Consider the following 12968-nt stretch of genomic DNA (forward strand, 5'->3'; position numbering starts at 1 on the left):
CACCGCCCGCGCGACGTGCCAGAGTAGAGCGGATGTCCCCCGTCACCCCTGACCGTCCCAGCCGTCCCGGCGGTGTGAGCGCCGACGACCGGCCGGTCGACCGTGCCGCATCGGCCCGGCGGGTGCCCGCGCCCCGCGCGGGCGGGTCGCCGCATGGGCGGGCGCCGTTGCCCGTCGCCGCCGGGGTGGCCGCCTGCGGGGCCGCCCTCACGTCGTACCTGCCGGTCGCCATCGTGCTCGGCCTGGTGCAGCTCGGCGCGGACGGCACCACAGTGACCGGCACCCTGCGCACCGCGCTGGCCGGCTGGCTGCTCGGGCACGGCGTGCCACTGCACACCGAGTCCGGGCCGCTCGGGCTCGCCCCGCTCGCGCTGACAGTGCTCGCGCTGTGGCGGCTGACCCGCGCTGGCGTGCACGTCAGCCGCGCGATCGGCGCTCGCGACACCCGCTCACCGCGCCGGGCACTGCTCGCCGCGGGCGCGGTCGGCATCGGGTACGCGCTGCTCGGCGCACTCGCGGCGGTGCTGGTCGGCACCGGCGGGCCAAATGTCTCCCTGATCCGGGCGGCGGCCACGTTCGCTGTGGTCGGCACACTCGCCGCGCTGGTCGGCGCGGTCCGGATCACGGCGGTGACCCGGCTGCTCGTCACCCGGCTGCCGGGTCCGGTGCGCGACGGCGTCCGCACCGGTCTGGTGGCCGGGCTGCTGCTGCTCGGCGCTGGCGCGGGCGCGGCCGGCCTGGCGGTGGCCACCGGCGGCGGCGACGCGGCCGACATGATCGGGGCGTACCGGACCGGGGTCGCCGGGCAGGCCGGCATCACCCTGGTCAGCGTCGCGTACGCGCCCAACGCGGCGGTCTGGTCGACCAGTTACCTGCTCGGGCCGGGCTTCGCGGTCGGGACCGACACCGCCGTCCGCACCAGCGAGGTGTCGGTCGGCGCGCTGCCGGCCGTGCCGCTGCTCGCCGGCCTGCCGCGCGGCCCGGTGGACGGCTTCGGCGCCCTGCTGCTCGCGGTGCCGGTACTGGCCGGGATGGTCGCCGGCTGGCTGCTCGCCCGGCGGGTGGCCCGGCTCGCCGGGCCGGAGCGGGCTGCGCAGCGTTGGGCCGAGTTGCTGGCGCCGGCGGTGCTGGCCGGGCCGGTGGCCGGGGTGGTGCTCGGTGCGGCTGCCGCGGTCTCCGGCGGGCCGCTCGGCGCCGGTCGGCTGGCCCAGGTGGGGCCGGTTGGTTGGCAGGTCGGTGCGGTGGCGGCCGGTGTCATCGCGGTCGGCACGCTGCTCGGCGCCGCCGCCACCCGGGCGCTGACCCGCAGGCCCGCCCAGTAGAGCCGCCGCCACCCGGGCGCTGACCCGCGGGCCGTGCGGTGAACGAGCGCGGGGCGCCCCGGGCGAACCCGGAACGCCCCGTCGAATCCGAGCCCGTCAGGGCTGGGTGGGCAGGTTGACCTGCGCCACGACGCTCAGGATGAGCAGCAGGATGCCCAACCCGACGCCGACCGCGCCGCAGATCAGACCGGCCTTGGCCTGGCCGGCGTTGCTGGCCTGGCCCTGGGCCACCTTCTGCTTGGCGAGGTAGCCGGTCACGATGCCCGCGATGCCGACCGGGATGCCCAGGTACAGGCAGCAGATCAGCGGGATCGACGCGATACCGAGGATCATCGACACCAGGCCGAGGGTGTTGTTCTGCCCCTGCGCCTGCGGGTACCCGGCGTTCGGGTACGTCGGGCCGGAGCCGTACGGCGGCTGCTGCTGCGCGTACGGGTCCTGGTACGGCGGCTGCTGGCCGTACGGCTGCCCCGAGGTGGGCTGCTGACCGTACGGGGCCTGCGGCGCGGCGTACGGGTCCTGCGGCTGCTGGCCGTACGGCTGGCCGGAGGTGGGCTGCTGGCCGTACGGGGCGGCCGGCGGCTGGGGAGCGGTCGGGTCCTGGTTGGGCTGCTGGCCGTACGGGTCCTGACCGGGGTTACCGGGCTGCATTCGAGAAGCTCCTTGGACTGGTTCCGTCAGTTGGTGCTCTTGTTTCCATCCATGATCGCGGTCAGTCCTCCCAAAGCCCAGTACAGCAACAGGACGACATGTGTCCCAAAGCAGGCAAACTGGCCCTTGTCGACCGCTTCGTGTGCCGGATCAGGGCGGTGTGTGGGCCGGTGCGGCGTTCGGCCCGAGCGAGCGGCAGCGTACCGGGTCGACGCACGTCGGCACCGTCGAAGATCGGCGCGCCGCCCAGCCGGAGGGCGTCCCTGACCTGCCCGATAGGGTGGCCCGGTGACCGAGCCCGCGCCTGTCGCCCGCATCGTCGTCCTCATCTCCGGCTCCGGGAGCAACCTTCAGTCGCTGCTGGACGCCGCCACCGACCCCGCGTACGGCGCACAGGTCGTCGCGGTCGGCGCGGACCGCGACGGCATCGCGGGCCTGGACCGGGCCGACGCGGCGGGGGTGCCGACCTTCGTCGAGCGGGTCCGCGACCACGACACCCGGGAGGACTGGGACCGCGCGCTCACCGCGCACGTCGCGAAGCACCAACCCGACCTGGTGATCTCCGCCGGTTTCCTGAAGCTGGTCGGTCCGCACTTCCTCGCCGCCTTCGGCGACCGCTACCTGAACACGCACAACACGCTGCTGCCGGCGTTTCCCGGCATCCACGGCCCGCGTGACGCCCTCGCCTACGGCGTGAAGCTCACCGGCGCCACCCTCTTCTTCGTCGACGCCGGCATGGACACCGGGCCGATCGTCGCGCAGGTAGCGGTGCCGGTGCTGGACGACGACGACGTCGACACGCTCACCGAGCGCATCAAGGAAGCCGAGCGGCGCCAGCTCGTCGAGCAGGTCGGTCGGCTGGTCCGCGAAGGCTGGACCATCACCGGAAGGAAGGTCACGGTTCCGTGAGTCCCACTCAGGACGGGCGCCGCCCGATCAGGCGGGCGCTGGTCAGCGTCTACGACAAGACCGGGCTGGTCGAGCTGGCTCAGGCCCTGCACGGGGCCGGTGTGGAGATCGTGTCCACCGGCAGCACGGCGGGCACCATCGCCGCCGCCGGAGTGCCGGTGACGCCGGTGGAGACGGTGACCGGGTTCCCCGAGGTGCTCGACGGAAGGGTGAAGACCCTGCACCCGAAGGTGCATGCGGGTCTCCTCGCGGACCTGCGCAAGGACACCCACGTCGCGCAGCTCGACGAGCTGGGCGTGGCGGCGTTCGACCTGCTGGTCTCCAACCTCTACCCCTTCCAGGCGACCGTCGCCTCCGGCGCCGGCGTCGAGGAGTGCGTGGAGCAGATCGACATCGGTGGCCCGGCCATGGTGCGGGCCGCTGCCAAGAACCACGCCTCGGTCGCCGTACTCACCGACCCGGCCGGTTACCCGGCGCTGATCGGCGCGCTCAGCGAGGGTGGCTTCACGCTGGCCCAGCGTCGCGCGCTGGCCGCACGGGCGTTCGCCGACATCGCCGAGTACGACGTCGCGGTGGCCCAGTGGTGCGCCCAGGAGCTGGCACCCGCCGACGACTGGTGGCCGCAGTTCGCGGGGCTGGCGCTGCGCAAGTCGACGGCGCTGCGCTACGGCGAGAACCCGCACCAGCCGGCCGCGCTCTACACCGACCCGGACGCCCCGGCGGGGCTGGCCCAGGCCGAGCAGCTGCACGGCAAGGAGATGTCGTACAACAACTACGTCGACGCCGACGCGGCCTGGCGGGCCGCGAACGACTTCGCCGACCAGCCGGCCGTGGCGATCATCAAGCACGCCAACCCGTGCGGCATCGCGGTCGGCGCCGACGTGGCCGAGGCGCACCGCCGGGCGCACGCCTGTGACCCGGTGTCGGCGTACGGCGGCGTCATCGCTGTCAACCGGTCGGTCTCGGTCGAGCTCGCCCAGCAGGTCGCCGAGATCTTCACCGAGGTGGTGGTCGCCCCCGGCTTCGACGAGGGCGCGGTCGAGGTGTTGCAGGGGAAGAAGAACATCCGGCTGCTGCGGGCACCGGCCTGGACGCCGGCGCTGGTGGAGCTGCGGCAGGTGACCGGCGGCGTGCTGGCCCAGGTCGCCGATCGGGTGAACGCCCCCGGCGACGACCCGGCCAACTGGCAGTTGGCGACCGGCGAGGCCGCCGACGAGGAGCTGCTGCGGGACCTCGCGTTCGCCTGGCGGGCGGTCCGCGCGGTGAAGAGCAACGCGATCCTGCTCGCCAAGGACGGCGCCACCGTGGGCGTGGGCATGGGTCAGGTCAACCGGGTCGACTCGGCGCAGCTCGCGGTCAGCCGCGCCGGCGCCGACCGGGCCCGCGGCTCGGTCGCCGCCTCGGACGCGTTCTTCCCGTTCGCCGACGGCCCGCAGATCCTCATCGACGCCGGCGTCCGCGCCATCGTCCAGCCCGGCGGCTCCATCCGCGACGAGGAAGTAATCGAAGCGGCCAAAAAGGCCAACGTAACGATGTACCTAACCGGAACCCGCCACTTCTTCCACTAACCCGGGTTGATCATGGGGGTTGACGGGCGACAGACCGGACGAAACGGCCCGTCAACCCCATGATCATCGTGGTTAGGGGTCAGGCTGCGGTGGTGGGGCGGAGTTCGGCGAAATGGCAGGCGGACGGGTGGGGGTCCGCTGCCCGGGGAACGGTCGCCGGGTCTTCGACGGCGCAGATGTCCTGGGCCTTCCAGCAGCGGGTCCGGAAGTGGCATCCGCTCGGCGGGTCGGCCGGGCTGGGCACGTCGCCGACCAGCCGGATCATGTTGCGCTGGTCGCGGGCCTCCGGGTCCGGCACCGGCACGGCAGAGAGCAGAGCCTGGGTGTACGGGTGGGTGGCCCGCTCGTAGATCTCGTCCTCGGTGCCGATCTCGACGATCCGACCGAGGTACATCACCGCGACGCGGTCGGCGATGTGCCGCACCACCGACAGGTCGTGCGCGATGAAGATGTACGAGAGCCCCAGCTCGCCCTGGAGCTGCTTGAGCAGGTTGATCACCTGGGCCTGGATGGAGACGTCCAGCGCCGACACCGGCTCGTCGCAGACGATCACCTCGGGCTTCAGCGCCAGCGCCCGGGCGATGCCGATGCGCTGACGCTGACCGCCGGAGAACTGGTGCGGGTACCTGTTGATGTGCTCCGGGTTGAGGCCAACCAGGTCCAACAGTTCCTGGACCCGCTTGCCCTTGCTGCCCTTCGGCGCGGCATCCGGGTGGATCTCGAACGGCTCGCCGATGATGTCGCCGACGGTCATCCGCGGGTTCAGCGAGGTGTACGGGTCCTGCATCACCATCTGCATGTTGCGGCGCAGCCGGCGCAGCTCGCCGCCGGAGGCCTTGAACAGGTCCTTGCCCTCCAGGGTGGCGCGTCCGGAGGTGGGCGTCTCCAACCGCATCAGCAGCCGGGCGAGGGTGGACTTGCCGCAGCCGGACTCGCCGACCACGCCGAGCGTCTCGCCCCGACGCAGCTCGAAACTCACCCCGTCGACGGCCTTCACCGCCCCGATCTGCCGCTGGAACAGCACGCCCTGAGTGATCGGGAAGTGCTTCACCAGGTTGTCGACGGAGAGGATGGTCTCGCCGCGGACCTTCGTGGAGTTAGCGGGCGACGCTGTCATCACGGACCTCCTGCGCGAAGTGGCAAGCGCTGGTCCGGCCGTCGCCGAGGACCAGGTCGTGCGGCACCACGTCCACGCAGACCTGCTGGACGTACGGGCACCGCGGGTGGAACGGGCAGCCGGACGGGATGCGCATCAGGTTCGGCGGCAACCCCTTGATCGTCGACAGCTCCTGGCCGCGGACGTCCAGGCGCGGGATCGACTCCAACAACCCCTTGGTGTACGGGTGGGCGGGCGCCTTGTAGAGCGAGCGGACGTCGGCGTGCTCGACGATCCGGCCGGCGTACATGACAGCGATCCGGTCCGCGACACCGGCGACCACACCCAGGTCGTGGGTGATCAGGATCATCGCCATGTTGAGGTCCCGGCGCAGGTCGGCCAGCAGGTCCATGATCTGGGCCTGCACTGTCACGTCGAGCGCCGTGGTGGGCTCGTCGGCGATCAGCACCTTCGGGTCCAGCGCCAACGCCATGGCGATCATGACGCGCTGCCGCATTCCGCCGGAGAACTGGTGCGGGTAGTCGGCGATCCGCTTCGCGGCACCCGGGATCTTGACCAGATCCATCAGTTCGACGGCACGACGGCGGGCGTCGGCTCGGGACATGCCGGCGCGCTGGCGCAGCGTTTCACCGATCTGCCAACCGACCGGGAAGACCGGGTTGAGGGCGGAGAGCGCGTCCTGGAAGATCATCGCGATCTCCTTGCCGCGTACCTGCCGGCGCTGCTCCTCGGAGCGGGTGAGCAGGTCCTCGCCCTGGTAGAGGATCTGGCCGGAGCGGACGAACGCGGGCGGAGTGTCCAGGATGCCCATGATCGCCTGCGCGGTGACCGACTTGCCCGAGCCGGATTCGCCGAGCACGGCGAGCGTTTCGCCGGCGTCCAGGTGGTACGACACGCCGTTGATCACCCGGGCGACACCCTCGTTGGTGCGGAACTCGACGTGCAGGTCCCGCAACTCCAGCAGGTGACCGCCCTCGGGTGTGGCGGAGGCGGGTGTGGGTTGAACGGTCATGACTGTGCCTGCCTTTCGCTCGCGACTGCGGGGCTCGCTCCGCTCACTCCTCGCGCTCGCACGGAGGTTCTCACCGCAGCTTCGGGTCGAAGGCGTCACGGATCGCGTCGCCGAGCATGATGAACGCCAGCACGGTCAGCGCCAGGAAGGCCGACGGGACGATCAACGGGGTGGCCGCCTCCCGCATGTGGATCCGGCCGGTGTCGATGTCCTGGCCCCACGAGATGGTGGGCGCCTTCAGACCGATGCCCAGGAAGGACAGCGTCGCCTCGGCCGCGATGAACGAGCCGAGCGCGATGGTCAGCACGACGATGGCCGGGGCCAGCGAGTTCGGCAGGATGTGCCGCCACATGATCCGGCTGTTGCCGGCACCGAGCATCCGGGCCGCCGCGACGTAGTCCTGCTCCTTCGCGGTGATCACCGAGGACCGGACGACGCGGGCGGCGGTGGTCCAGCCGAGCAGGGCCAGCACGAAGACGACGGCGCCGATCCGAGCCCACTGGCTGTCACTGGACACCCGCTTGAGCAGCACGATCGCCGCCAGCAGCAGCGGGATGCCGAGCACCACGTCGATCACCCGGGAGAGCACCGCGTCGACCCAGCGGCCGAAGTAACCGGCCAGCATGCCGACCACCAGCGCGATGATCCCGGTGCCGAGCGCGGCGAGCGCGCCGACGAGCAGGGACGCCCGGGTGCCGTGGACCGCCCGGGAGTACGTGTCGCAGCCCTGGAAGTCGTACCCGAAGATGGCCCCGCCGGACGGCCCGGCGTGCTGCCGGGAGAGCAGGCAGTCGTTCGGGCTGTTGGCGGTGAACAGGCCGGGGAACAGCGCCATCAGGGTGAAGATGACGACCAGCGCCAGCGAGATCCAGAAGATCGGGTTGCGGCGCAGGTCGCGCCAGGCGTCCCCGGCCAGGCTGCGAGGCTTCTGCGCGGCGCCGACCTGGTTGGGCGTGCCCGGCTCCCCGGAGGGGCCGCGTCGCGCGGCCTGGTTCTCGGTGGCCGCCACAGTTTCAAAATCACTCATGCCTGCACCTCGCTGCGCTCGGCGCCGGCATGAGAGCCCAAGCACGCTGCGCTGATGATTCGTTCGCTGCGCTCACTCATAGCGGATCCTCGGGTCGAGTACGGCGTACAGGACGTCCACCACCAGGTTCGAGACCAGGTAGACCACGACGAGCACGCTGACGATGCCCACCACCAGGGGGCCGTCCTCGGTGCGGATGCCGCGGAAGAGGTTGAAGCCCACGCCGGGGATGTTGAAGACGCCCTCGGTGATGATCGCGCCGCTCATCAGGTTGCCCAGTTCCACACCGAGGAAGGTGACCACCGGGATCAGCGAGTTGCGCAGCACGTGGACGATGACGATGCGCCGCTTGACCAGGCCCTTGGACCGGGCGGTCCGGACGTAGTCGGCGCGCAGGTTCTCCGCGACCGAGGCCCGGGTGAGTCGTAGGGCGGTGGCCAGCGACAGCGATCCGAGCACGATGCCCGGCAGCAGGAGCGCGTAGAACGTCGGGTCGGAGCCGGCGGTGGGTGGGAAGAGCTGCCACTTGACGCCCAGGAAGTACTGCGCCAGTGGCGCCAGCACGATGGTCGGGATGCCCAGCACCAGCAGGGTCAGCACCAGCGTCGAGTTGTCGAAGATGCTGGCTCGGCGGATGCCGGCGAGCACCCCGGCGGTGACGCCGAAGATGATCGCCACGGCGAGCGCGATGAGCGCGAGCCGCACGGTGACCGGCCAGGCCTGCTGGAGGATGTCGCCGATGCTCCGACCGGTGAGCGACTCGCCCAGGTTGCCCTGGAGCAGGTCCTTCACGTAGTCGAAGTAGCGGTAGAAGAAGCCGCCGACGCCCGTCTGATCAAGGTTGTACTTCTCGGTCAGGTAGGCCCGTTGGGCTGGCGTCACCGGCCGTTCGCCGGCGAGCGCCTGGATCGGGTCGCCCTGCCCGGCGAATGTCAGCGCGTAGACGATCAGGGTGGTCCCGAAGAACGCGAGGACCATCTGCAGTAGGCGCCGCAGGATGTAGCGGAACATGCTTAGCAGTCTCTCCGGAAATGTGCGAAAGGGTCGCAGGACGGCATCTCTGGTCGTACCCGAAATATCCGAGACGCGCCGTCCGGCCCGGGGGAGCCGGCACCACCGACGCCGGGTCCGCTGCTGCGGCCCGGCCCCGGTGGTGCGGTCCGGGCCACCCGGGCTTCGTCGCCCGGGTGGCCCACACCATGCTCAGCTCAGCTGGCTGCTTCGATCTTGACGAGGTTGACCCGCTGGAACAGGTCCATCTCCACGTTCTTGACCTTGGACGAGTGGCCGAACACGTTCTCGCCGAAGCGGAGCGGGATCACCGGCATGTCCTTGGCCAGGATGTCCTCCGCCTGCTGGTACTTGGCGATCGCCTCGTCCTGCGTCTTGGCGGCGGAACCCTCCTTGACCAGCTTGTCGAACTCCGGGTTGCTGTAGCCGTAGTAGTTCGACGAGCCGTTCGTGCTGTACAGCGGGCCGAGGTAGTCCTCCATGGTCGGGTAGTCCATGACCCAACCCATCCGGAACGCACCCACCGGCGTCTTCTTCTCGACCTTGGTCAGCAGGTCGGCGAACTTCGGCTCGGCCGAGCCGACCGCGTCCACGCCCAGGTTGGCCTTGAGCTGGTTGACAGTGGCGTCGACCCAGTCCTTGTGCCCGCCATCGCCGTTGTACGAGATGACGATCTTCGACGGGCCACCGGCGGCCTGGTAGAGCTTCTTGGCCTCGGTCGGGTTGAACTCGCCGGCCTTGCCAGCGGTGTTCTCCCGGTAGCCCGGCAGGACCGGCGAGACGAAGGAACGCGCCGACGTCTGCGAGCCCTTGAAGACCGACTTGGTGATCTCGTCACGGTCGATCGCCATCGAGATGGCCTTGCGCACGTCCGGGTTGCTGTAGTCCTTGTCGAACGTCGGGAACGCCAGGAACTGGAACGACGACATCGGGCTGGTCCTGTACCGGTCACCCAGGTCGGTCGGCGCGGTGCTCAGGCTCTCGGTCGGGATCGTGGGCAGCACGTCCAGGTTGTCCGCCAGGACGTCCGCGTAGGCCGCGGTGAGCTGCTGGTAGATCCGGAACTCGATGTTCTTGACCTTGGGCTTCTCGCCCGGGTACGCGTCGTAGCGCTCGACGTCGATCTTGCTGTCGTGCTGCCAGGTGCCCTTCATCTTGAAGGGACCCTGCCCGATCGGCGCCTGCTCGTAGGAGTCCTTGAGCACGCCCGGAGCCGAGAACGCGGCGTCCGGCATCGGGTAGAACGCGTTGTAGCCCAGCGTCGTCTTGAAGTCGATGTACGGCTCGGACAGCGTCGCGGTGAAGGTGAGGTCGTCGACCTTCTTCAGGCCGGACATCTCCTTGGCCTTCGGCGCCTTGCCCTGCAGGTCGGCGTAGCCAGCGATCTTCTCGAAGAAGAAGTTGCTGTCCTGGCCGTTCGGGGCGTACGCGCCATAGTTCCACGCGTTGATGTAGTCCTCGGACGTGACCTTCTCACCGTTGTGGAAGGTGAAGCCGTCCTTGAGCTTGATCGTCCAGACCTTGTTGTCGGACGAGGTGATCGACTGCGCGGCGACCTCGTACGGCTTGTTCTGGGCGTCGTAGTCGACGAGCGGGCTGAACAGGCCGGCGAGCACCTGCGACCCGGACGTCTCGGTGGTGTTTGTGGGAACCAGGTGCTTCGGCTCGGCGATCTGGATGCTGACCGCCGAACTGTCGCTGCCGCCGGATCCACCGTCTCCGCCGCTGCCGCAGGCCGCGAGGCCCAGCGTCACCGCGAGCGGGAGGGCGGTCCAGGCGGCGAGTCTACGAACTCGCATTGAGCCTCCTCATCTCCTCACGCTGCGCAGTCAGGCCCGACGCTGGGTTTACGCTGCGCAACAAGCGGTAACGGTAGGTCGGCGGCGGGCCTTCGACAACGACGCGGTTGCGGGTGGGTAACGGTCCGGGGTTGCCTCCCTTGTCAGGGGCCGAAAAAGCTGCTAGCCGAAAACGGGTTTATCGGCGATGGCCTGCGAAAAGTCGGAGAGTTGACGAGTTGGTTGGGCCCGCCTGGGTTGGCTCGACGCCAGCTGGGGTGAAGATCCGGTCTTCGTCGGGGACTACCGTTCCGTCTGGTTCGACAGTGATCGAATCCACAGATTGTGACCGAGAGTGACGAGCGACACGTCACACACGGTCACTCGCCCGTCGGCCCGATGGCCGGCGCATCCCGGATGTGGCGGACGGCCCGAGCGAGGTCGTCTGAACCGCGGGTACCGGCCGTGAGACGATCTGGTCGTGACGGCGACGCTTCTGGACGGCAAGGCAACCGCAGCGGAGATCAAGGACGAGCTGCGCATCCGGGTCAAGGCACTCGCGGAACGCGGCATCATCCCGGGGCTCGGCACGGTCCTCGTCGGGGCGGACCCGGGCAGCCAGGCGTACGTCAACGGCAAGCACCGCGACTGCGCCGAGGTGGGCATCGCCTCGATCCGCCGCGAACTGCCGGCCGACGCCACCCAGCAGCAGGTCGACGACGTGCTGGCCGAGCTGAACGCCGACCCGGCGTGCCACGGCTACATCGTCCAGCTGCCACTGCCGGCCCACCTCGACACCCAGCGGGTGCTGGAGTTGATCGACCCGGACAAGGACGCCGACGGCCTGCACCCGGTCAACCTGGGCCGACTCGTGCTCGGCTACGACGGTCCGCTGCCGTGCACCCCACGCGGCATCGTCGAGTTGCTCCGCCGGCACGACGTGGCGTTGCGCGGCGCCACCGTCGCCGTGGTCGGCCGCGGCAACACCGTCGGTCGACCGCTCGGCCTGCTGCTCACCAGGCGCAGCGAGAACGCCACTGTCACCCTCTGCCACACCGGCACCCTCGACCTCGCCTCGCACACCCGCGCCGCCGACATCGTCATCGTCGCGGCCGGCGTACCGGGTCTGCTCACCGCCGACATGATCAACCCGGGTGCGGTGGTGGTGGACGTCGGCATCACCCGCGTGATCGGCGCGGACGGCAAGGGCCGCTACACCGGCGACGTGGACCCGGAGGTGGCCGAGACGGCCGGCGCGCTGGTCCCCATGCCCGGCGGCGTGGGCCCGATGACCCGGGCAATGCTGCTCACCAACGTCGTGGAGCGCGCCGAGCGCGGCTGACCCGCACGTCGGACGGCGCCGACCCAGCGTCGGGCGGTACCGAACCAGGACGGCGGTGACGTTCGCCCCATCCCGGCGATGGCCGCCGCCCCTGGCCCGATCGGTGCCAGGATGACTGATACGGTCCGGAAAACCGACTGGTATCAGGGAGTGGGACGACCATGGGTAAGAAGGTCACTGTCGTCGGGGCTGGCTTCTACGGCTCCACCACCGCACAGCGCCTGGCCGAGTACGACGTCTTCGACACCGTAGTGATCACCGACATCGTGGAGGGCAAGCCCGCGGGCCTCGCGCTCGACCTCAACCAGTCCCGGGCCATCGAGGGCTTCGAGACCAAGGTCGTCGGCGTGACCACCGGCCCCAACGGTGAGGGCTACGAGAGCATCGAGGGCTCCGACGTCGTCGTGATCACCGCTGGTCTGCCGCGCAAGCCCGGCATGAGCCGGATGGACCTGCTGGAGACCAACGCCAAGATCGTCCGCCAGGTCGCCGAGAACGTCGCCAAGTACGCTCCGAACGCCGTCGTCATCGTGGTCTCCAACCCGCTGGACGAGATGACCGCGCTGGCCCAGCTCGCCACCCAGTTCCCGAAGAACCGGGTGCTCGGCCAGGCCGGCATGCTGGACACCGCCCGGTTCAGCAACTTCGTCGCCGAGGCGCTGAACGTGCCCGTCGCGTCGGTACGCACGCTGACCCTGGGTTCGCACGGCGACACCATGGTCCCGGTGCCGTCGAAGAGCACCGTCAACGGCAAGCCGCTGCGCGACGCGATGCCGGCCGAGCAGATCGAGGAGCTGGTCGTCAAGACCCGCAACGGTGGCGCCGAGGTGGTCGCGCTGCTCAAGACCGGTTCGGCCTACTACGCCCCGTCCGCCGCCGCGGCGCGGATGGCGAAGGCCGTCGCGGAGGACTCCGGCGAGGTCATGCCGGTCTGCGCCTGGGTCGACGGCGAGTACGGCATCTCCGGCGTCTACCTGGGCGTCGAGGCCGAGATCGGCGCCGAGGGCGTCAAGCGGGTCGTCGAGACCGACCTGGACGCCGACGAGCGCGCCAGCCTCCTGGAGGCCGCCGAGGCCGTCCGCGCGAAGCAGGGCGACATCTCCAGCATGTAGTCCCCCCCGAACCAGAACGACCCGAAGGGCCCGCCGGCAAACCCGGCGGGCCCTTCCCCGTCCCCCGGGGCCCCACCCCCTATCCGCGGTTGATCATGAGGTTGGCGGCAGTGATGGAG

General features: G+C 70.3%; 11 protein-coding genes. 5 read left to right on the forward strand and 6 right to left on the reverse strand.

Annotation, left to right across the window (positions count from 1 at the left end):
* Positions 1 to 32 precede the first annotated feature (32 nt).
* A complete protein-coding gene (locus tag OH804_RS32325) occupies positions 33 to 1322 on the forward strand; it encodes a DUF6350 family protein (RefSeq protein ID WP_406061400.1) in 1290 nt (429 codons plus the stop codon).
* A gap of 96 nt (positions 1323 to 1418) precedes the next feature.
* Here the strand turns inward: OH804_RS32325 and OH804_RS32330 are convergent, their stop codons facing one another.
* Positions 1419 to 1973: a DUF4190 domain-containing protein gene (locus OH804_RS32330; RefSeq protein WP_406061402.1), complete on the reverse strand. Its 555-nt coding sequence runs from the start codon at positions 1971 to 1973 to the stop codon at positions 1419 to 1421.
* Between the two features lie 288 nt (positions 1974 to 2261).
* Between OH804_RS32330 and purN the strand changes: the two genes are divergently transcribed.
* Both purN and purH read left to right on the forward strand, forming a co-directional pair.
* On the forward strand, positions 2262 to 2882 hold the full coding sequence (gene purN / locus OH804_RS32335) for a phosphoribosylglycinamide formyltransferase (protein ID WP_124854035.1): 621 nt from the start codon (positions 2262 to 2264) through the stop codon (positions 2880 to 2882).
* Entirely contained in the window at positions 2879 to 4450 is a 1572-nt protein-coding gene (gene purH, locus OH804_RS32340) for a bifunctional phosphoribosylaminoimidazolecarboxamide formyltransferase/IMP cyclohydrolase (RefSeq protein WP_196919727.1), read from the forward strand. The genes purN and purH overlap by 4 nt, the downstream gene beginning before the upstream one ends.
* A 79-nt stretch (positions 4451 to 4529) precedes the next feature.
* On the opposite strand, the gene OH804_RS32345 is transcribed toward purH, so the two are convergent.
* The 5 genes from OH804_RS32345 to OH804_RS32365 form a co-directional block, all read right to left on the reverse strand.
* A complete protein-coding gene (locus OH804_RS32345; protein ID WP_196919726.1) occupies positions 4530 to 5567 on the reverse strand; it encodes an ABC transporter ATP-binding protein in 1038 nt (345 codons plus the stop codon).
* Positions 5548 to 6579, reverse strand: coding sequence for an ABC transporter ATP-binding protein (locus tag OH804_RS32350; protein ID WP_406061406.1), 1032 nt, complete (start codon positions 6577 to 6579; stop codon positions 5548 to 5550). Before OH804_RS32350 ends, OH804_RS32345 begins: the two co-directional genes overlap by 20 nt.
* Positions 6580 to 6649: 70 nt before the next feature.
* On the reverse strand, positions 6650 to 7606 hold the full coding sequence (locus OH804_RS32355) for an ABC transporter permease (protein ID WP_196919724.1): 957 nt from the start codon (positions 7604 to 7606) through the stop codon (positions 6650 to 6652).
* 72 nt (positions 7607 to 7678) lie between these two features.
* Positions 7679 to 8617, reverse strand: coding sequence for an ABC transporter permease (locus OH804_RS32360; protein ID WP_112583767.1), 939 nt, complete (start codon positions 8615 to 8617; stop codon positions 7679 to 7681).
* Between the two features lie 197 nt (positions 8618 to 8814).
* Positions 8815 to 10416, reverse strand: coding sequence for an ABC transporter substrate-binding protein (locus OH804_RS32365; RefSeq protein WP_406061409.1), 1602 nt, complete (start codon positions 10414 to 10416; stop codon positions 8815 to 8817).
* A 460-nt stretch (positions 10417 to 10876) separates the two neighbouring features.
* Here OH804_RS32365 and OH804_RS32370 point away from each other — a divergent pair, with 460 nt between their 5' ends.
* Complete coding sequence (locus tag OH804_RS32370) at positions 10877 to 11737, forward strand: bifunctional methylenetetrahydrofolate dehydrogenase/methenyltetrahydrofolate cyclohydrolase (protein WP_238644677.1); 861 nt, start codon at positions 10877 to 10879, stop codon at positions 11735 to 11737.
* Between the two features lie 161 nt (positions 11738 to 11898).
* Positions 11899 to 12849: a malate dehydrogenase gene (locus OH804_RS32375; RefSeq protein WP_112583765.1), complete on the forward strand. Its 951-nt coding sequence runs from the start codon at positions 11899 to 11901 to the stop codon at positions 12847 to 12849.
* The last annotated feature ends 119 nt before the right edge of the window (positions 12850 to 12968 follow it).

The organism is Micromonospora sp. NBC_00860 (genome assembly GCF_045207375.1).
In the GTDB taxonomy this organism is placed as follows: domain Bacteria; phylum Actinomycetota; class Actinomycetes; order Mycobacteriales; family Micromonosporaceae; genus Micromonospora; species Micromonospora vinacea.

Excerpts from the sequence above, each read along its gene's own strand:
- OH804_RS32325 (WP_406061400.1), top strand. The coding sequence starts at position 33 with ATGTCCCCCGTCACCCCTGACCGTCCCAGCCGTCCCGGCGGTGTGAGC.
- OH804_RS32330 (WP_406061402.1), bottom strand. The coding sequence starts at position 1,973 with ATGCAGCCCGGTAACCCCGGTCAGGACCCGTACGGCCAGCAGCCCAAC.
- OH804_RS32345 (WP_196919726.1), bottom strand. The coding sequence starts at position 5,567 with ATGACAGCGTCGCCCGCTAACTCCACGAAGGTCCGCGGCGAGACCATC.
- OH804_RS32350 (WP_406061406.1), bottom strand. The coding sequence starts at position 6,579 with ATGACCGTTCAACCCACACCCGCCTCCGCCACACCCGAGGGCGGTCAC.
- OH804_RS32355 (WP_196919724.1), bottom strand. The coding sequence starts at position 7,606 with ATGAGTGATTTTGAAACTGTGGCGGCCACCGAGAACCAGGCCGCGCGA.
- OH804_RS32360 (WP_112583767.1), bottom strand. The coding sequence starts at position 8,617 with ATGTTCCGCTACATCCTGCGGCGCCTACTGCAGATGGTCCTCGCGTTC.
- OH804_RS32365 (WP_406061409.1), bottom strand. The coding sequence starts at position 10,416 with ATGCGAGTTCGTAGACTCGCCGCCTGGACCGCCCTCCCGCTCGCGGTG.
- OH804_RS32375 (WP_112583765.1), top strand. The coding sequence starts at position 11,899 with ATGGGTAAGAAGGTCACTGTCGTCGGGGCTGGCTTCTACGGCTCCACC.